13 protein-coding genes and 1 pseudogene are annotated in these 19,571 nt (G+C 44.4%); 13 read left to right on the top strand and 1 reads right to left on the bottom strand.

Going from position 1 to position 19,571, the window contains the following annotated elements:
* Window positions 1–597: 597 nt before the first annotated feature.
* From HRU73_RS01355 to HRU73_RS01405, 11 genes are all read left to right on the top strand, one after another.
* The gene (locus HRU73_RS01355) at window positions 598–1,215 is read left to right on the top strand and encodes an XrtA/PEP-CTERM system exopolysaccharide export protein (RefSeq protein WP_011112353.1); all 618 of its coding nucleotides are present in this window, start codon (window positions 598–600) and stop codon (window positions 1,213–1,215) included.
* A gap of 36 nt (window positions 1,216–1,251) precedes the next feature.
* Entirely contained in the window at window positions 1,252–2,802 is a 1,551-nt protein-coding gene (locus HRU73_RS01360) for an XrtA system polysaccharide chain length determinant (RefSeq protein WP_287399136.1), read from the top strand.
* Window positions 2,803–2,842: 40 nt separating this feature from the next.
* Complete coding sequence (locus tag HRU73_RS01365) at window positions 2,843–3,778, top strand: XrtA-associated tyrosine autokinase (RefSeq protein WP_287400020.1); 936 nt, start codon at window positions 2,843–2,845, stop codon at window positions 3,776–3,778.
* Window positions 3,778–5,355 (top strand): TIGR03016 family PEP-CTERM system-associated outer membrane protein, encoded by a 1,578-nt coding sequence (locus HRU73_RS01370; RefSeq protein ID WP_287399137.1) that lies wholly within the window; start codon window positions 3,778–3,780, stop codon window positions 5,353–5,355. Before HRU73_RS01365 ends, HRU73_RS01370 begins: the two co-directional genes overlap by 1 nt.
* A gap of 17 nt (window positions 5,356–5,372) precedes the next feature.
* Window positions 5,373–6,206 (top strand): XrtA/PEP-CTERM system-associated ATPase, encoded by an 834-nt coding sequence (locus tag HRU73_RS01375; protein ID WP_287399138.1) that lies wholly within the window; start codon window positions 5,373–5,375, stop codon window positions 6,204–6,206.
* Window positions 6,203–7,051, top strand: a complete 849-nt coding sequence (locus HRU73_RS01380) for an XrtA system polysaccharide deacetylase (protein ID WP_011112348.1) — start codon at window positions 6,203–6,205, stop codon at window positions 7,049–7,051. The genes HRU73_RS01375 and HRU73_RS01380 overlap by 4 nt, the downstream gene beginning before the upstream one ends.
* Window positions 7,052–7,110: 59 nt before the next feature.
* On the top strand, window positions 7,111–8,127 hold the full coding sequence (locus HRU73_RS01385; protein WP_371937211.1) for a FemAB family XrtA/PEP-CTERM system-associated protein: 1,017 nt from the start codon (window positions 7,111–7,113) through the stop codon (window positions 8,125–8,127).
* 6 nt (window positions 8,128–8,133) lie between these two features.
* The gene (locus HRU73_RS01390) at window positions 8,134–9,330 is read left to right on the top strand and encodes a TIGR03087 family PEP-CTERM/XrtA system glycosyltransferase (RefSeq protein WP_287399139.1); all 1,197 of its coding nucleotides are present in this window, start codon (window positions 8,134–8,136) and stop codon (window positions 9,328–9,330) included.
* A gap of 80 nt (window positions 9,331–9,410) precedes the next feature.
* Window positions 9,411–10,991 (top strand): exosortase A, encoded by a 1,581-nt coding sequence (gene xrtA, locus HRU73_RS01395; RefSeq protein WP_287399141.1) that lies wholly within the window; start codon window positions 9,411–9,413, stop codon window positions 10,989–10,991.
* Between the two features lie 16 nt (window positions 10,992–11,007).
* Complete coding sequence (locus tag HRU73_RS01400; protein WP_287399142.1) at window positions 11,008–12,171, top strand: TIGR03088 family PEP-CTERM/XrtA system glycosyltransferase; 1,164 nt, start codon at window positions 11,008–11,010, stop codon at window positions 12,169–12,171.
* 12 nt (window positions 12,172–12,183) lie between these two features.
* Complete coding sequence (locus HRU73_RS01405; protein WP_287399144.1) at window positions 12,184–14,082, top strand: XrtA/PEP-CTERM system amidotransferase; 1,899 nt, start codon at window positions 12,184–12,186, stop codon at window positions 14,080–14,082.
* On the opposite strand, the pseudogene HRU73_RS01410 reads toward HRU73_RS01405, so the two are convergent.
* A pseudogene (locus HRU73_RS01410) lies at window positions 14,038–14,306 on the bottom strand (hypothetical protein); the annotation flags it as partial. The gene HRU73_RS01405 and the pseudogene HRU73_RS01410 overlap by 45 nt on opposite strands.
* 737 nt (window positions 14,307–15,043) lie before the next feature.
* Here HRU73_RS01410 and HRU73_RS01415 point away from each other — a divergent pair.
* Together HRU73_RS01415 and HRU73_RS01420 are read left to right on the top strand one after the other, a co-directional pair.
* Complete coding sequence (locus tag HRU73_RS01415; protein WP_287399146.1) at window positions 15,044–17,113, top strand: class I SAM-dependent methyltransferase; 2,070 nt, start codon at window positions 15,044–15,046, stop codon at window positions 17,111–17,113.
* Window positions 17,114–17,270: 157 nt separating this feature from the next.
* Window positions 17,271–19,556 carry a heparinase II/III family protein gene (locus HRU73_RS01420; RefSeq protein ID WP_287399147.1) on the top strand — a complete coding sequence of 762 codons (2,286 nt, stop codon included), beginning with the start codon at window positions 17,271–17,273 and terminating at the stop codon, window positions 19,554–19,556.
* The last annotated feature ends 15 nt before the right edge of the window (window positions 19,557–19,571 follow it).

Here is a 19,571-nt window from a genome sequence, read left to right on the forward strand (position 1 = left end):
AACTTATCATCGGGGGGGGTATGAAAATTACAGTTCATTATAAGTCGGGGGAAGTTCAAGTTTTTATTGTTCCGGCCGAGATACACGTTACCGAATTTCAAGAAATGGCCAAGAAAGTGGGTGGAGAAGTGCTCAGAGTAGAATTTACATCGTTTGGTTCAAGGCCTCATCGATGTCATGCCGGAGAAGGGAAACACTAGCAGCAATCCTGGATCAGTCGGTCACTGTTGTAAATGTGTACTGTATAACTCCAAAAATGCCTGTCGTGTTAAAAAATATTAGATGGTTGATTTATCGATATGGTTCAATCGTAATATTTCTGATGGGTAGCGGAGTTATGTTTATCTGGTGCCATATCCGGGTGAAAAAAAGTGATATTAGTCATATCCCGCTATTTAAAAGTGTAATAAGTTGTTCCGTTGTCACAAGCAGATTTTTCGTTACGACTCCGGTTATTTTTACGGAACGCTGCTGAACTGATAGATAAACATAAGTTAACACTCGGTTTGCAGGCGAGTAATAGTAATATATGCAGCTGTAGTGATTGTAGTGAGAACCGGGGTTAGAGACATATTTGTTTTTTATTGAGGGTTTCGAGTGAATATTTCCATTAAAGCCTGGATAGTCAGTCTATCAGTCATTTTTTATCTGCTTGCACTCGGTGGTTGCACGACTTATCCATTACTTTCTACTCAAGGTGAACAGGTGCCGCATGATTATCTGATCGGACCGGGTGACACATTAAATATCATCGTTTGGCGCAATCCGGAAATATCCATGAGTGTGCCGGTGCGTCCGGACGGGAAGATTACTACACCACTCGTAGAGGATTTGCCGGCAAGTGGAAAGACTTCAACCGAACTGGCACGTAATATCGAAGAGACTCTTTCTAAATATTTACAGCAGCCGGTAGTCACCGTCGTTATAACTGGTTTCGTCGGACCGTTCAGTGAGCAGATCCGGGTGATCGGCGAGGCAGCGCAACCACAGGCATTACCTTACCGGGAAAACATGTCATTGATGGATGTCATGATTGCGGTGGGAGGGTTGACTGATTTTGCAGCAGGAAACAGAGCAAGAATTATTCGGAATGTCGATGGTGAACAGCAGCAATTCCGGGTCAGACTGGAAGACCTGATTCGGGATGGTGATATCTCCGCCAATGTTCCGGTTTACCAGGGCGATGTGCTGGTTATTCCTGAAAGCTTTTTTTGATTGATTTGATCGTGATAAATGAAGAGGTGACCCGATATGAGTGAGTTGATTGCTCAACTGCTGGTTTATATCAAGGGTATCTGGAAATATAGATGGGCTTCAGTTGCGACCGCATGGATTGTCGCGATTGCGGGCTGGTTCTTCGTTTATCAGATGCCGGACAATTATCAGGCTTCTGCACGGATTTACGTCGATACCCAGAGTATTCTGCGCCCGCTGATGGCCGGGATGACGGTATCCCCCAACCCGGACCAGCAGATTACCATAATGAGCCGAACACTCATCAGTCGACCGAATGTCGAGAGAATCATTCGTATGGTTGATCTGGATATCAAGATTACAGATGACAGTGCCAGAGAAAAGCTGGTCACTACCCTGATGAAGGATATTAAGCTTTCAACGACGGGTAGCGATAATATTTTCATGATTTCATATGATAATAAAGATCCCAGGCTGGCCAAGGACATTGTCCAGTCACTATTGACTATTTTTGTTGAAGGTGGGTTGGAAGGTAAAAAACAGGATTCAGCTTCTGCATTGCGTTTTATCGACCAGCAAATTGCTGCCTATGAGGAAAAGCTGGTTGCTGCCGAAGCAGCATTGACGGCTTTCAAACAGAAGAATATTGGTTTTTTGCCCGGACAGGGGGGGGATTACTACAGTCAACTGGTATCGGCTGCAGAAGAGTTGGAAAAGGCCAGGCTTACCTTGCTTGAGGCTGAGCAGGCACGTGATGCAGTCAAGAAACAGATAACGGGTGATGAGCCGGTGCTGTTGTTCGAAGTGGGTGAAGTATCACCGCAAAGTATTGTCAATCCGGAGATCGATTCCCGTATTCAGGCATTGAATACGAATCTGGATAATTTGATGTTGAATTTTACCGATCAACATCCTGATGTTGTCGCCACCAAACGACTGATTTCTCAATTGGAGGAGCGTAAGGTCGAAGAAGCCAAACTTGCCGGTACAGTCAATAATCGTGGTAGAAATTATGATCCGATGATGCAGCAACTGAATATCGCACTGGCTGAATCCGAAGCACAAGTGGCATCCATGAAGGCGCGGGTGGCGGAGTATGAAGCCCGCTTTGAACGTCTGAAATCGATGAGTAATACGGTTCCTGCCGTAGAGGTGGAGATGCAGCAGCTCAACCGTGATTACAATGTGAATAAAGCCAATTATGAGAAGCTGCTGGAGCGTAGAGCATCTGCTGAAATCTCTGGTGAGCTGACTTCTACTTCAGGCTTGATGTCTTTCAGGATCGTTGATCCTCCTACGGTTCCAGAAGCTCCATCCGGACCGGATCGCAAGAAATTTTTTACACTTGTTTTGATTGGAGCCCTAGCGGGAGGAATTGGTTTTGCTTTCATTATTAGCCAGATCCGGCCAACATTCCATAGCCAGAGTACTTTGAGGGAGCTGACAGGTTTGCCGATTCTGGGGACGATTCCAATGGTATGGACAGAACAGCAAAAATTAAAAGACAAGAGGAAGATTTATGCGTTTGGTATTTCTCTGTTGATGCTGATGGCATGCTATGTTGTCTTGATGATTTATGTAAAGCCACATGGGATGACAGCTGCCTGAATTGATGGTGTAAGGGTTGTAATATAATGATGGAGTGGATATGAGCCTGATAGAAAGGGCTGCGGACAAGCTTGTAAAGAATGATATGAATGGCTTTATGCCAGGCGGTGTGTCGCAGCATGATTCTCGTGAAGGAATTGGCCCCGATTCGTTATTTTCATCTGATGGAGTGCCGGGTAAAAAAACTGGGTACGGCAGGATTATCAAAGAAGAGGCGGGAGCTGATCGGATTAATAAAGCTGCTGACACAAAAAAGACAGTTAAAAGAATCGAAGTCGATCTGGAAAATCTGCACCGTAAGGGTGTTGTCACTCTTCACCATACTAAATCTGAAATAGCTGAACAGTTTCGGCTGATAAAGCGTCCGTTACTTGCTAACGCATTCAATCCGGACAGTGGAGTAAAGAACGGTAACCTGATCATGGTTACCAGCTCTTTATCCGGAGAAGGGAAAAGCTTTTGCTCACTGAATTTGGCAATGAGTATCGCAATGGAAATGGACCATCGGGTTTTGCTGGTGGATGCTGATGTCGCGCGTCCCTCTATTCCTGCAACCTTGGGCTTTAGTCCGGAAGAACCGGGATTGCTGGATATGCTTCGTGATTCACAGCTGTCGATATCTGATGTGATGATGAAAACCAATATAAAGAAGTTGACGCTGATACCGGCAGGGAGGCGCCATACACATGCAACTGAATTGCTGGCCAGCCAGAGTATGCATTCTATTCTGGTAGAGCTTGCGCAACGCTATCATGATCGTGTGGTGATTTTTGATTCTCCCCCGTTATTGTTGACCAGTGAGGCGCGAGTGCTGGCAAGCCAGATGGGACAAATCGTGCTGGTAGTCGAGGCGGAGAGGACAACTCAGCAGACGGTAAAAGAGGCTTTACAGCAGATCGAGGCATGCGATGTAGTTAACCTCATTTATAACAAAGCCAGAGCACATGGCAGCACCGGATACTACGGCTATTATTGATGAAATCATTTGGGTGCGGTAATGACAATCTCTCCCGTTTGAGGATGTGTCTGAGGGTTGGTTGTATTGTTGGATTGAGTAGCTGGGGGTTTCAGGTAAGTGCAGCAGAGTGGAATATTCAGCCACGGTTAACGGTTAGTGAGACATATACTGATAATGTAAGATTGGGTGGAGGGAGCGGTTTCGGGGGATTTGGCGGGCTTGGCAGCGGGAGTGAGTTTATTACACAGATCAGTCCAGGAGTGAATATAACAGGCGAAGGACGTCGCTTTAAATCGAATCTTAGTTACACTTTGAATAATCTCGTTTATGCAAAAAATGAGCGATTCCGGATACGGAATTTATTGAATGCTGATACGAGTGCTGAAATTATCAAGCACCATTTTTTTATAGATGGTCGAGCAGCAATTTCCCAGCAGAATGCTTTTTTATTTGGATCTCAGGCGCTGGATAATGCTACCTTGACAGGGAATCTGAGAAATATTTACAGGTGGAGTATCAGCCCCTATGTGCGCCAGCGTTTCAGCAATCTTGCTTCAGGTGAAGTTCGCTACGTTCACGGCGAGGTTAGTTCAAATGTCAACAATTTTTCCAATAGCAGTTCTGATACAGCAATTCTTTCTCTGAATAGCGGTTCGGCGTTCAAGACGCTTGGCTGGGGAATCAATTACAGTCATACACAGATCGATAGAAAATATGCCAGGCCCAATCTTGGGAGGTTGCAAACGATTGAGCTGGAACGAACTACTGGTATGCTCAGATATGCTGTAACGTCACAATTTAACCTGATCGGTACAGCGGGGTATGAACGTAACAGTTTTATTTCGATAAGAGGGCGAACATCCAGCCCTTTGTGGACAGTTGGTTTTTCCTGGACGCCTACCAAAAGGACAAAAATTGATGCATCGGGAGGAAAAAGATTTTTCGGGAATACTTACGCGGCGTCAGTTGATCACCGTACTCGCAATACAGTATGGAATCTGAGTTACATAGAAGATATCTCCACTTTCGGTCAGCAATCTCTGGCTGGTGGCTCGATTCTGAATGCCTCTATGTTGAGCCAGTTATTTTCTGGTTTGCAGGGAGGAGAAGCGTTATTGAACCAAGGGCTTCCATCCTCATTTGCTGATCCAAATAATTTTCTGACTAATCGTTTGTTTTTACTTAGACGTTTACAGGCCTCGCTTACTATAAATGGTAAGAAAAACTCACTTGTATTTCGTGGATTTAACTATTCCAGAAAATCATTCAGTTCGGATGAGGAGGATGCTGATTTGATTGGTATCGGTAATGCAGTACTGACCCGGGATACTACGCAGACTGGGGGTAATATATTGTGGAATTATCGGTTGTCTCCTAGAACAAGTGCCAATATCAATCTGGGATACATAAGAACCAGTTATGATGCAGTTAATCTGAAAGATGACAACATGATAGTGAGGGCGGGCTTGAATAAACAATTTACCTCTCATATCACTGGTTCGATCATGTACTATCACCTGCAGCGTGAATCCAATCGCAATAATAGTAGCTATGATGCCAATGCGGTGACAGCGACTTTGAATATGAATTTTTAGAAAGTTGAAGCTTTATTATGTATTTAGCCTACTATGGTTTTGCCGAGAAGCCGTTTCAGTTAAAACCCGACCCGAATTTCTTTTTTCCCAGTCGAGGCCATAAACGTGCTGCGGCTTATCTTGAATACGGCCTTTCGCAGGAAGATGGTTTTATTATCATTACGGGTGATGTAGGCGCTGGCAAAACAACCCTGATGCGCTACCTGTTCCAGAAGTTGAGGCAAGAGCGGGTGGCGGCTGCACAATTGGTGAGTACACGGCTGGACCCGGATGATGCCTTGAGAATGGTAGCTGCTGCTTTTGGCCTTTCTTATGAAGGTCTGTCCAAGGCTGCATTGCTGCTCGAGCTTGAACAATTTATGCGTAAGTGTGAACGGGAAAGTACACGAGTTTTACTAGTGGTTGATGAGGCACAAAATCTTCTTCCGCAGACACTTGAAGAATTGCGGATGTTATCGAACTTTCAGTCAGATAACAGGCCTTTGTTACAAACCTTTTTACTTGGCCAGCCAGAGTTCAGGAGGACGTTGCTCGGCAGTCAAATGCAGCAACTGCGCCAGAGAGTGATTGCCACCTATCATCTGGGTCCGCTGGATCAGGCGGAAACCAGGGCCTATATCGAACATCGTCTTCAAAAAGCCGGTTGGAATGGAAGTCCTGTACTGCAGGATGAGATTTTTGAAGTGATACATAATTTTTCTGCCGGGATTCCTCGTAAAATCAATCTGTTTTGTGACAGATTGCTGATTATGGGGTGTTTGGAAGAATTACAGACTTTGGGTAAAGCTGAAGCGAATGAAGTAATGCTCGATATTCAAAAAGAGTTTGATCTGGCGGTTTCTCCTGAATGAATCTTATGATCCGTAATGCGTTGACCATTGATGTGGAAGATTATTTCCAGGTATCGGCTTTTGCCCGGTATATTCCGCGTTCATCCTGGGATAGTTTGCCATGCAGAGTCGAGCGCAATATTGACCGGATTCTCGTGTTGCTGGACGAGCATAAAATCAAGGCCACTTTTTTTACATTGGGCTGGATAGCAGAGCGTTATCCGTCCATGGTGAAAAGAATTGTTGAGAATGGTCATGAACTGGCCAGTCATGGTTATGCCCATCACCGTGTTACTGAGCTGAGCCGCGGGCAGTTTTATGATGATATTGCTCGCAGTAAATTCCTGCTGGAAGATATTGGTGGGCAGTCTGTCTGGGGGTATCGTGCCCCCAGTTTTTCTATCAATAAAGATAATCTCTGGGCGCTGGATTACCTGGAAGAAGCAGGCTATCGATATAGTTCCAGTATTTATCCGGTAGAGCATGATCATTACGGTATGCCGGACGCTCCGCGTTTTGCCTTTAATCCGACTGGCTCCCGGAAAATACTTGAATTACCGGTAACTACTGTACGCTTGCTGGATCGTAATTTTCCAGCAGGTGGAGGCGGCTATTTCCGTCTTTGGCCCTATGCGGTTTCGCGCTGGTTTTTGCAGAGAGTCAACTCAGTTGATCGTCAACCTGCAATTTTTTATTTTCACCCATGGGAGATCGATCCCGATCAGCCCCGGCAAGTGGGAATTAGCTTCAAGACGCGTTTTCGTCATTACCTTAATCTGGGTCGTATGGAAAAACGGCTCGATGCCCTGATCCGACATTTCGACTGGGGGCGTATGGATCAGATTTTCCTGCGACAGTCGGTGTGAGTTTCAGCGGTTCTATTGTGCAAAATACGCCTTATTTGTTTCCAGGCGCATTACCCGGGATTTCTGTGTTATCCCCAGATAAATTCCAGGCTTGGGATGAGTTCATCATGGCTTGTCCTGAAGCGACCTTTTTTCACCGTGCCGGATGGAAGCAGGTGATAGAACAAGCTTTCGGGCATAAAACCTGGTTCCTGTATATAGAAGAGGGCGGGTGTATTCAAGGTGTATTGCCTCTGGCAGAGATTGACAGTTTGTTATTCGGGCACAGCCTGAGTGCTTTGCCATTTTGTGTGTATGGTGGTATTGCTGCAATATCAGATGACGCACGAATCCGCCTTGATCAGGCAGCCCAGATGTTGGCAACATATCTGAAGGTTGATTATCTGGAATATCGTCATCTTCACCCTTTTCACCACGATTGGCCCACTAAAGATTTATACGTTACGTTCCGCAAAACCATGGATTCTGATGTAGAGCAAAACATGCTGGCAATTCCCCGCAAGCAGCGTGCCATGGTACGTAAAGGGATGAAATATGAGTTGCAGAGCTATCTGGATCAGGATACCGACCATTTTTTTCGAGCCTATTCAGCCAGTGTACATCGCCTGGGTACACCAGTTTTTTCCCGCAAATATTTCCGGTTATTGAAAAGTGTTTTTGCAGAAGATTGTGAGCTGCTCATTATCACTAAAGATGAAAATGTAGTCAGCGCAGTCATGAGTTTCTATTTCCGGGATGAAGTGCTGCCTTATTATGGCGGTGGAACGGACGCGGCTCGAGATCTGGCGGGTAATGATTTCATGTACTGGGAACTGATGCGGCGTGCCTGTGAACGGGGCTACCGGGTTTTCGATTTCGGACGCAGCAAGCGAGGAACCGGATCATACAGTTTTAAAAAGAACTGGGGGTTTGAGCCGCAGCCGTTGTTTTATGAATACCAGCTCCATCAAGCAAAAACGATTCCTGAACATAATCCGCTTAATCCAAAGTATCAGCTTTTTATCAAGGCTTGGCAGAAGATGCCTTTGGCTCTGGCCAATATGCTCGGCCCGCATATCGTTAAAAATCTGGGTTAAGAAAGGATGCGGGGACTCCTTTATCTGACACACAGAATTCCTTATCCACCCAATAAGGGAGACAAGATACGTTCTTTTCATCTTCTGCAGCACCTCAGCAAGCGTTATCGTGTGTACTTGGGAACGTTCATTGATGATGAAGAAGACTGGCAGTATGAAGATGAAGTCAGAAAGTATTGTCAGGATGTATGCATTGTCAGGCTGAATCCGCTGTCAGCCAGGATAAGAAGCCTGTTTGCGTTGTTCGGGAATGATCCGCTGACACTGGCTTATTATCGCGACGCGAGGCTGATGCAGTGGATTAAAGCGCTGTTCAGCAATGAATCCATACAGGATATTGTGGTTTTCTCTTCTGCCATGGCGCAGTATGTTGAACATTTATCTGGTTGTCGGCGCATCATCGATTTCGTTGATGTGGATTCGGATAAATGGCGGCAGTACGCTTTATCAAAGCAGTGGCCGTTCAACCGGATTTATCACAGGGAATCACGATATTTGCTGAATTATGAAAGGAAAGTGGCGGAAGAATTCAGCTATTCGACTTTCGTTTCGGAAAAAGAGGCAGAATTATTCCGGCAGCTTGCGCCGGATGCAGCAAGTAAGACGACATTCTTCAATAATGGTGTCGATACCGATTTTTTTTCCACTCAGCGCAGTTATCCCAATCCTTATCCGGCTGCAAAGAAAGTGCTGGTGTTTACAGGTGCCATGGATTATTGGGCTAATATCGATGCAGTAAGCTGGTTTGCAAATTCAGTATTTCCTGCGATACGCACGAAACAGCCGGATGTCGATTTTTATATTGTGGGTGCTAAACCCGCCAGACAGGTACAGATGCTGGCAGATTTGCCGGGGATCTATGTGACCGGCGCTGTAGAGGATATTCGGCCGTATCTTATACATGCAGCAGTGGCAGTTGCTCCCTTGCGGATTGCGCGGGGTATCCAGAACAAAGTGCTGGAGGCAATGGCCATGCAAAAACCTGTTGTTGTTTCCGTACAGGCAATGGAGGGAATTCATGCCGTATCAGAGAAGGAACTGATCGTGGCTGGGGATGCCGGGGATTTTGCTGAGCAGATTCTCTTGCTTCTCGACTCTGATGAACAGGTAACCATGGGACGACTGGCGAGAGAACGAGTTCTGCAGGATTACACCTGGCCGGCTAATCTGTCACGAATCGATGCGTTGCTTGCGGCACCCTAGGTTAAGGTTCAGTAAAAATGGGCCGTTTCTGCCATATCCAGATACATTAGCGGAAGGTTATTTTGACTGATGGTTCTGCCATGAATATTACAGTTCAATCACAACGTACTGCTGTCGGCAGCAGAATGATTAACGGGCGAAGTGTGGCAGCATTGATCACCTTGCTGGTAATCGCCGTCATCCTGGGTATTTATCATACAACCGTCGAATCGATGGTAGCTATCTGGAACCGGTCTGATACCTATGCTCATGGTTACCTGATCCTCCCGTTCAGCGTGTACATGATCTGGAAAAAGCGTGCAATGCTATCGACGATTCAATACCGTCCTGACTATATGCCATTATCGGTGCTGGTCGGGCTGGGGGCGGGGTGGTTGCTGGCTTCTGCTGCAAGTGTTGTGGTGGTGGAACAGTACGCTCTGGTCGCAATGATACCAGTGATCGTCTGGGCTTTGCTTGGTCTGCGTGCTTTCAGTGCCATTCTGTTCCCGCTTGCATATCTGCTGTTTGCTGTACCATTCGGTGAAGTATTTATTCCACCTCTCATTGATTTTACAGCTGATTTTACCGTTGGCGCGTTACAGGCAACTGGTATTCCGGTTTATCGTGAGGGGAGTTTCTTCAGTATTCCCAGCGGTAACTGGTCGGTTGTGGAAGCCTGTAGCGGAGTGCGTTATCTGATTGCTTCGGTGACGTTGGGAACACTTTACGCCTATCTGACCTACCACAGTATCAGCCGGAGACTGATATTCATTGCATTTTCGATCGTAGTGCCGATCGTTGCCAACGGGGTGCGCGCATATCTGATCGTCATGACCGGTCATCTCAGTGATATGCAACTGGCGGTCGGTGTCGATCATCTGATTTATGGCTGGATCTTTTTTGGTCTGGTCATGCTGCTGCTGTTCTGGATCGGCTCATTCTGGCGGGAAGATCATCTTGATGGAATCGTATCGGTTGAGAATTCTTCTCCGGCTGACCTGGAATCTTTTTCCGTCCCGATTAAATCAACGTTGGGCATGGCTGGACTGGTGGTGGCAGTCGCCATGATCTGGCCAGTTTATCTGAATTATTTGAATAATAAATCCGATGTACGCCCGGTATCGGAAATCAGTGTGGCAGATCTTTCCGGTAAATGGAGTACAGCCTCAGCTTCTCTTACTGACTGGATACCTGGTTATATTGGTTCTCCCAGGCAGTTCATTGGTCATTTCTATCGCGAAAATAAACATGTTGGTCTTTATATAACATATTACCGGAATCAGGATCAGGATAACAAACTGGTCAGTTCCAGCAATGTTCTGGTGAGCGACCGGGACAGCAGGTGGCGAAATATGGATGGAAGCAAGCGGAATATTTCACTGGGTGATGCACCGTTCACTGTGCACCAGAATCAGTTACATGCTTCGAAAGAGCGCTTGCTGATCTGGAGGTGGTTCTGGCTGATCGGCTATGAAACGGCTGACCCTTACGTTGCCAAAATGATTCAGGCGCTAAATCGAGTTTGGGGCAATGGAGATGATGGCGCCGAGATCATCATTGCTGCGGGCTATGAGCATGATCCCGAAGAGGCTGCAGCAGTACTGCGCGAGTTTATGGCTGATATGAAGCCAGTGATTGCCGGGAAACTTCAGGCTGTTCACAGCGCACAGACTGACTAAAGCAGAAATCAGAGTAATGTCCCATCCTCCGCTGATTGCGCACGTAATTTTTCATCTGGGAGTAGGCGGGCTCGAAAATGGTCTGGTGAATCTGATCAATCATATTCCTGCGGATCGTTACCGGCATGCCATCATTTGCCTCAAGGGATTCTCGGAATTTCACAAACGCCTTAACCGGGATGATGTCGAGATCATTGCGCTGAACAAACGCGAAGGAAAAGATTTCAGTGTCTACGGCAAACTTTACAGAGTGTTCAGGCAACTTAAGCCGGATATCGTGCACACGCGTAATCTCACAGCTATGGAAGCGCAGGTGGTTGCTGCTGTGGCAGGTGTGAAGGCACGGGTGCATGGGGAACATGGCCGGGATATTTTTGACCTCGACGGTAAAAACTGGAAATACAATCTGTTGCGCAAGGCAATTCGCCCGTTTATCCACCACTTCATTACCGTCAGTAAAGATCTGGAAAACTGGTTGATTGATACGGTGAAGGTATCTCCAGTGAAAGTACACCAGATTTATAACGGCGTGGAACATCTGCGTTTCCATCCAGGTGGCACTGTTCCGGTCGAGATATTTCCTCCGGATTTCTTCGCTGGCAGGCCATTCGTTGTGGGGAGTGTTGGCCGAATGGCGGCAGTCAAGGATTTTCCGACACTGGTACAGGCTTTTCTGATGTTGCGAAATGAATTATCTGAAATCGACAGGCCATTACGGCTCATCATTGCAGGAGAGGGTGTGGCGAGAGCAGAATGCGAGGCCATGCTGCGCTCAGCCGGAGTTGAGCAATTTGCCTGGCTTCCGGGAGAACGTGACGACATTCCTCAGCTGATGCAGGCAATGGATGTGTTCGTACTGCCCTCTTTGGGGGAAGGAATTTCCAATACTGTTCTGGAAGCCATGGCGAGTGGCCTGCCGGTTATTGCAACTCGAGTGGGAGGCAATACCGAACTGGTTCTGGAGGGGGAAACCGGCCGTCTGGTGCCTTCGGGAGACCCGGTCGCGCTGGCCCGTGCAATAAGTCAATATCATCAGGATAATACCGCGGTATACAAGCACGGACAGCATGCACGAGCAATCATTGAGCAGCAGTTCAGTATGCGTTCAATGACAAATGGTTATCTTGCGGTTTATGATCGGGTACTGGGTTATAAATCAAAAACTGAAACGATCAACTGACCGGATAAAAATATGTGTGGCATAACAGGTGTATTTGATACGCGCAGTACAAGTGAGATCGACCGTAATCTGCTTCATCGCATGAATGAGACGCTGATACATCGCGGTCCGGATGAAGGAGAGGTATATGTTGAATCAGGGCTGGGATTAGGGCACCGTCGCCTGTCGATCATGGATGTATCCAGCGGTCAGCAGCCATTGTTCAATGAAGATGGCAGCGTGGTCGTTGTCTTCAATGGTGAAATCTATAATTTCCAGAAACTGGTCGGAGAGTTGACAGCGCTGGGTCACCAATTTCGTACCCATTGCGATACGGAAGTGATCGTGCATGCCTGGGAAGAATGGGGTGAACGTTGTGTCGAACGTTTCAGTGGTATGTTTGCCTTTGGTGTGTGGGATCGTAACCGGCAAACATTGTTCATGGCACGTGATCGGCTGGGTATCAAACCGTTTTACTATACCCTGCTGGATAACGGATTATTTCTGTTTGCCTCGGAACTCAAAGCCTTGCTGGTTCATCCGGATTTTGACAAAACGTTCGATCATCGGGCGATAGAAGACTATTTTGCTTATGGCTATATTCCCGAGCCAAAAACTATTTTTAAAAATGCCTTCAAACTGAATCCTGGCCATCTGTTGTCATTGCAGCGTGGGCAACAGACTGTGCAATCCCGCGAATACTGGGATATACCGTTTACACCGCACGGTTCTCTGAGTGAAGAGGAAGCTGCAGAAGAATTGATTCTCCGATTGCGAAATGCGGTGGATAGTCACCTCATGAGTGAAGTACCGCTGGGTGCATTTCTTTCCGGTGGAGTGGATTCCAGTGCTGTCGTTGCGATGATGGGGGGGCTGATGAAAGAACCGGTCAATACCTGTTCAATCGCTTTTTCCGATCCCGCTTTTGATGAATCGGATTATGCCCGGCTGGTTGCTGAACGCTACCAGACCCGGCATTTTACTGAACAGGTTCAGCAAGATGATTTTGATCTCATCGATCGACTGGCTGCGCTCTACGATGAACCATTTGCTGATAGCTCTGCTATTCCGACTTATCGTGTCTGTGAGTTAGCCAGGAAACGGGTGACAGTAGCGCTTTCCGGAGATGGAGGAGATGAGAATTTTGCCGGTTATCGCCGTTATCGCTGGCACATGATAGAGGAACGGTTGCGTTCAAAATTACCATTGGGATTGCGTAAACCTTTATTTGGTCTGTTGGGCAGTGTTTATCCTAAGGCGGACTGGGCACCGAAATTCCTGCGTGCCAAAACTACATTTGAATCACTTGCGCGCGATTCCGTGGAAGGTTATTTCCACAGCGTATCCATTCTGGATAATAAGCTGCGTATGCAGTTATTTACCCGGGATTTTTATCGTGATCTGCAGGGCTATCGGGCGGTAGAGGTATTACGTGATTATGCGGATAAAAGCCCGACAAAAGATGCTTTATCACTGATTCAGTATCTGGATATGAAAACTTATCTGGTGGGCGATATTCTGACCAAGGTGGATCGTGCCAGTATGGCGCATTCACTGGAAGTGCGGGTCCCGCTGCTGGATCATGAACTGGTCGAATGGGTTTCGGGGTTGCCTGCCTCCATGAAGTTACGTCAACAGGAAGGAAAATATATTCTCAAAAGATCACTGGAACCCTATTTACCGAACGAAGTGCTTTACCGGAACAAGATGGGTTTTTCAGTACCATTGGCCAGCTGGTTCCGCGGCCCATTACGTGAACGTGTGCGCACTGCGTTACTGGGCAATACACTGGCTGGTACCGGAATTTTTGATATGGGATTCATCAAAAAAATGCTTGACCAGCACCAATCCGGCAGACGGGATTACAGTGCACCTATCTGGACGTTGTTAATGTTTGAGTCTTTTCTCAGAACCTGTTTCAAAGTCTTTTGAGTGAAGGGCTAGGAAGGCTAAACGAAGGGACTGCAAGCTGGTCGCTCACAGTTTTTCCATAATCTTCTGCTCTTCTCCAGCTAGGCGAAACTACGCTCGACGATCCAGCGTTTGGGTATAACTTTGAAGGTATGCAGTTCGCTGTGTTTGGCAATCTGTACTTGCACGTGCGCCCCCAAGATTTCGCGCGCATCCTGTGCAAAGGGCTGGCCTATATAACTGTTTAGTCCTACTTTGTAGTGGAACGAATTGATGATAAAGCGTTCTGGTTCATTTTGCCAGCATTTGATGATGTCTTCTACGCCACGCGGACCAGTGCAGTACATGCTCAATAGTTTGGCTGGTGTGCCACAGTAGATGCGATAACAGCTTATGCAACTCAGGCATGCTCAGGGCAATCAGGCCGTGTGTGTGTTTTTCTCCTGTATCCGCAGGGCTGCTAGCACCAGTGCCCATATGCGAGAATTCCAAGTTTGGGTGATTCCAGATAACTGAAACCTGTGGTGGGTTCCATTAATAACACATCCGTGTTTCTCAGTGTCTGCAGAGCTTCATACAATTTAAAGCAGTACGCTGTTGCATACCTGACTACTGAGGGTTGAATGGAGAAATTGGTGAAACCGGCAAAATACGTTCGGGCATGGTAGTCAAGTCAGAGGGGGGCAGGCACATGTCAAAAATGAGTAATACTATTGTTTTTGTATCGAGTCAAATGAAGTATGCTAGGTAAAATATTATCCTATTTCAATTTAGAAAAGAGACGATACCGTATACTCTTGAGCTATTGTCTTCAATAGAAAAAAGCGAAAAGGGAAAGGAAAGGCTGCAGCTGGGGTACATTCATGCAGACTGTATTCAGCTCTGGGAGATATGATTTCCCAGGTATTTGAGAAAAGAGCGTAATAAGATATTCGGTTTTATTCGATCAGAATAGATATTATTCCAAAAAATTAATGAGAAAATGAAAAATAAGATTAGTAGTGGTTTTATTTGTGCAAAATGCAAGGGAAATCTGCTCCGTCAGGAGCAAAAATTCCAATGTAGTAATTGTATGAGTGAATTTATTATAGATAATGGAATTATTGATTTTCGCGGGAAAAGGCAAGATTATTACTTTAACCCTGTTTCCAGTACCGATATGGATACTCTAATTGATCAAATGAAAGTGGATAATTGGTCAGAAACAGTACGATCCTTTATCAAATATGTTGGTCCAAAATCTCCTGATTCTTGGATTGATAATTTGGTAGTTGATGGCCGTTATGCCTGGAAAATTTTCCTTGATTTAAATGAAGGCAAGAATTTGCTTGACATCGGTTGTGGGCTGGGAAATTTGGTATCTAATCTAGCTCCGCATGTCGGTAAAGTCTATGCTATGGATCTTACTTATAAAAGGTTGCAGTTTACGCAGAAAAGATCTTCAATTTTTAACGCCTCAACTAACTTTAGCTTTATTGCCGGGGGAGATCAAAGGTATTTGCCATTTCCAGATCATTCAGTGGATTGTGTGACATTATCTGGTGTTTTGGAATGGGTGGGAGAAGGAGCTTCAGATCCCCATAATTCGGGTAGTAAGTTGCGAAAACTTTGGAATATGCTAGCGCTCCATTTTGGAGCGACCAATCCGCGCAATATACAAATTGCTTTTTTGAAAGAAATAAAAAGGGTGTTAAAGGAAGATGGCCAGTTATTTGTAGGCATCGAGAATCGCCTTAACTATGAATATTTTATAAGCAGGCCAGATCATCATTCAAACTTGAAGTATGGTTCTTTAATGCCACGATTTATTGCAAACGTATATTCTATTCTGGTTAAGCATCGGCCATATAGAACATTTACATATTCAATACCTGGGTATAGGAAGTTATTTGCAGATGCTGGTTTCGATTCTTTAGAATTTGTTGGTTTGTTCAATGGGTATAGTTTTCTTAGACAAATGCTACCTTTTTCAAAATCAGGGAAAGTTTGGGAACAAGGTAAAGTGAAATCTTTAAAGAAAAAGATATCCGCAAATAAATATTTTGTTCCTGCCTATGGCATTATTGCATCTTCTTCCGAGAGAAAGAGTACTAGTTTACATGACAAAATTTTTAGTGCTATTTCCCAGAAGATGGATGGGAATATACCTTCAAATTTTACTGTCAAAGATTATATTGTAACGGATAAGGAAAAACTAGTTATGAGATGCAACGTGGTGACTAAAGATGTTGTGGTTAAAATACCATTAAACGGAGCATCTCTGTTAGCACAGGAAAGAAATAAAGATCTGCTGACTAAGGTATCTGGATTATCCATATCCCCTAATTTTATTTGTCAAGTAGAAGTGAATGGGTTACAGGGCTTTGTAGAAGAAGAAGTTAAAGGGAGTGCAATCTCTACATTGATTCCATCAAGAATGCCTCTCAAAGATTTATATCAAAGTGTAGGTAAGCTGCTAAATAAATTAAATCCAATGTCTACTATATTTGAAGGAAGAATTGAATTTTTGGGGGAGGTTTATGAACGAGTTGTTGAATATCCGTTAGAAGCTTTATTTGAAGAGCTTAAAGACAGAAAACTAGACAATTATTTACGTAATTATTTTTCAGAAAATTTAAGGGGTAAGTATATAAGCTCCGGTATTTATCATGGGGATGTGAGCATAAGTAATATCATAGCGACTTCAGATAACTCTTATCAGTTAATAGATTGGGAAGGAGGAATGGAAAATGGGATTCCAATACTAGATTCAATTAATTTTGCGGGGAGTTGCTATCGTTATTTAAATACACAAGCAACCATGAGCGATACAATAGATATATTAATCGGCGATAGTTTCAAAGATACTGAGGAGAGGCGGTTTTTAGCAAAACAATATGATTATTGGGGGATCGATCCTTGCTTGCATAAAGGTTTGGTATATCTAAACTGGTTAAGTAACATATCACATTTACTTTCTTTTTCTTTGCGATTTAATGAAAAAAATATTAATGAGCTAATATATGATGTTGTTGCTGAGATGAAAGGAGGGTGCAAATATTTATCTCAGTAAAATCCTTTTATTGCATCACTAAGATAATTAACTGGATGACTAATAATTAACATTGATCTGATCAGAATTATGGAAAATATATGGTTTCTAAAATAGAATTTCCATTGATAATAAACTCCCTGGCTACTGCAGATATAGCGTAATCAATAACTCAAATATGTATCAATTAGTTCGTCAGTTATTAGACAATCTAATAGGTGACACCAGATCTGAAATATATCGGCCAGCTTTATCAGAGCGAGCATTTAATTTCTATATCTCAGGTAGATGTCCGGACATCCTTTCCATCAATAAAAGAGATGCTCATGAATTTTCTGACTTTGAATATGCAAGTCATATTGCCTTAGAATTTAGAGAAAGAATAGGGCCTCGCTTCTTTCTACATCCAGCTAATGTTGGTAAGCTTTGTCAGCAAGCATATCAACCTTATTCTATTTGGAGCCATCAGCTAATTAAGTTCGTATCTGAGATATTAAATGATGGAGTATGCATTTATGGGGTACGAGGATCAAAGTTATCCGAAGAATTTCCTTGGCAGTCAGTTCCAGCAGGGCCGGGAGGAGATAGCTTATATTCAATCCGGCCACATCGGTTTGCTTTTCTCCCTCGTTTAGCTTTAGCGACTTATCAGCAGTTAATTCCGGCTAGCCATCTTTTGAGTATTGTAGAAAGTTGGATAAAAGGGGCAGAATCAGGTAGAAATCCATTCTTTTATGCTTCCAATTTGGTAGTTATTCAACGGATACTTGCGACTACTTGGGCATGGTTTTTTCTTGCAGCGAGACCTGTAGCATGGAATGTAGAAGGTTTAGGGCTAGAAAGTCGTTTGCTTAGAATATTGTGGGCTGATATCCAATTTTTAGTACCAAGAATTGGTTCTTCCGCACCTAATAATCATTTACTTGCTGATCGATTTGTTGCTTATTTTATACAGACGATAATTCCAGAGTTTTCTCAACAGATTGAGTGCGGTGTTGAAGAAAAATTTCGAGATGAATTACTTCGACAAACTTATGATGATGGTGGAAGTTTCGAGCATTCTACACACTATCATGAGTTTGCGTGTGAAATGGGTATCGCTTATCTTTTGCTTTGTCGTCAGCAGGGGAGGACTTCTGATGAGAAAATTCGTCAACGAGTTGAAGCATTGCTCCGCTTCCAAGCAGCGTTGACAGGACCAAATACAAATCCACTTACACTTGGTAATGCAACTGAAGACACATTATTTCCTTTAGATAGTGGAGGAGGATGGTGTTCCGGAGCTTTACGTGAGATTTACCGAGCCCTCTTTGATGCTAGAGTAGCACCTGCTCCTGATGATGATCTCACAATAGAACGAGCTTTTTGGTTACTCGGTGGAAATATCTGGGAGTTTGGTCGCGGTATTGAGGATGATTCTGTATGTCAATCCTTTCCTAAAGGAGGGATTCATGTCTATCCTGATATGAAATTAGATGGGCGATTAATTTTTCGTAGTGGTCCTCTTTGTAATTCTTCTCTTGCTGCCGGACACGCACATGCTGATCTTTTAAGTATTTACTTGTCTATGGGAGAGCAAATAGTTCTTGGAGATGCAGGAACTTATACTTATCGAAGCTTATCTCGAAAATGGCCAAAAAATTCTCCAGATTGGCGTAACTATTTTGCCGGCCCAGCCGCACACAATACACTGTGTATTGAAGGACATGATCCATTCGGTAAAATTTCTGGAGATTTTAGAAAATTTGATATTGCATCTCCTGTACAGTGTCACTACTCTATTGGGCCATCTCTTGCCTGGAGTGAAGGTACGCTTTCCAACGTGGGAATTTATTCAGGCTACGTTAGAGGTTGTATTCATGTGAAAGGGTATTACTGGATTGTTTATGATGATCCTTCTCTATTAAAAATTGATAATCAATTGTGTTGGTATGGTTTTCAATGCGCTCCTGGTTCCCGACTATCAACCACAGCTTTAAAAACACTCCGGATAGAAAATAATGGCAGAAATTTCTTTATGGCTACTAGTCTTTTGGATTTTCCTACAATTATAGAGGGAAGCCTTAATCCACTTGGTGGGTGGGTTTCTCCAAGCTATGGCTCGCTTTTGTCCGCTCCACAGGTTCGCTACAAACTTAAGCATGGCAATCCATCTGCGTTTGTAATTACGACCCAATCGAGAGTAGTTCCTGAATCAGTCAACGTAAGTATAGAAAATGACGGGAATCTCGTAGTATTACATCTCAAAAATATTAACGGTAAGGACTTACTGATCGTAAACAAAAATGTTAGTAGCGCATGTATTTATGATGATTTAATGTTTGATGGGCGATTACTTTGGGTAAGGTTTGAAGAGAAACAGCCCATACTATTACGATGGATTGGTGGTCGCTTTATTTCATGGAAAAAATATGAAATATCCTTAAATTTGGAAAAAATTATGAGTAACACATTTGTTTTATAGCTTTACGTTGAATGA

Source organism: Nitrosomonas sp. H1_AOB3 (genome assembly GCF_015709435.1).
Classification (GTDB): Bacteria; Pseudomonadota; Gammaproteobacteria; order Burkholderiales; family Nitrosomonadaceae; genus Nitrosomonas; species Nitrosomonas europaea.

Excerpts from the sequence above, each read along its gene's own strand:
- HRU73_RS01360 (WP_287399136.1), top strand. The coding sequence starts at position 1,252 with ATGAGTGAGTTGATTGCTCAACTGCTGGTTTATATCAAGGGTATCTGG.
- HRU73_RS01365 (WP_287400020.1), top strand. The coding sequence starts at position 2,843 with ATGAGCCTGATAGAAAGGGCTGCGGACAAGCTTGTAAAGAATGATATG.
- HRU73_RS01415 (WP_287399146.1), top strand. The coding sequence starts at position 15,044 with ATGAAAAATAAGATTAGTAGTGGTTTTATTTGTGCAAAATGCAAGGGA.
- HRU73_RS01420 (WP_287399147.1), top strand. The coding sequence starts at position 17,271 with ATGTATCAATTAGTTCGTCAGTTATTAGACAATCTAATAGGTGACACC.
- HRU73_RS01405 (WP_287399144.1), top strand. The coding sequence starts at position 12,184 with ATGTGTGGCATAACAGGTGTATTTGATACGCGCAGTACAAGTGAGATC.
- HRU73_RS01370 (WP_287399137.1), top strand. The coding sequence starts at position 3,778 with ATGAAATCATTTGGGTGCGGTAATGACAATCTCTCCCGTTTGAGGATG.
- HRU73_RS01390 (WP_287399139.1), top strand. The coding sequence starts at position 8,134 with ATGCGGGGACTCCTTTATCTGACACACAGAATTCCTTATCCACCCAAT.
- HRU73_RS01375 (WP_287399138.1), top strand. The coding sequence starts at position 5,373 with ATGTATTTAGCCTACTATGGTTTTGCCGAGAAGCCGTTTCAGTTAAAA.
- HRU73_RS01400 (WP_287399142.1), top strand. The coding sequence starts at position 11,008 with ATGTCCCATCCTCCGCTGATTGCGCACGTAATTTTTCATCTGGGAGTA.
- xrtA (WP_287399141.1), top strand. The coding sequence starts at position 9,411 with ATGAATATTACAGTTCAATCACAACGTACTGCTGTCGGCAGCAGAATG.
- HRU73_RS01380 (WP_011112348.1), top strand. The coding sequence starts at position 6,203 with ATGAATCTTATGATCCGTAATGCGTTGACCATTGATGTGGAAGATTAT.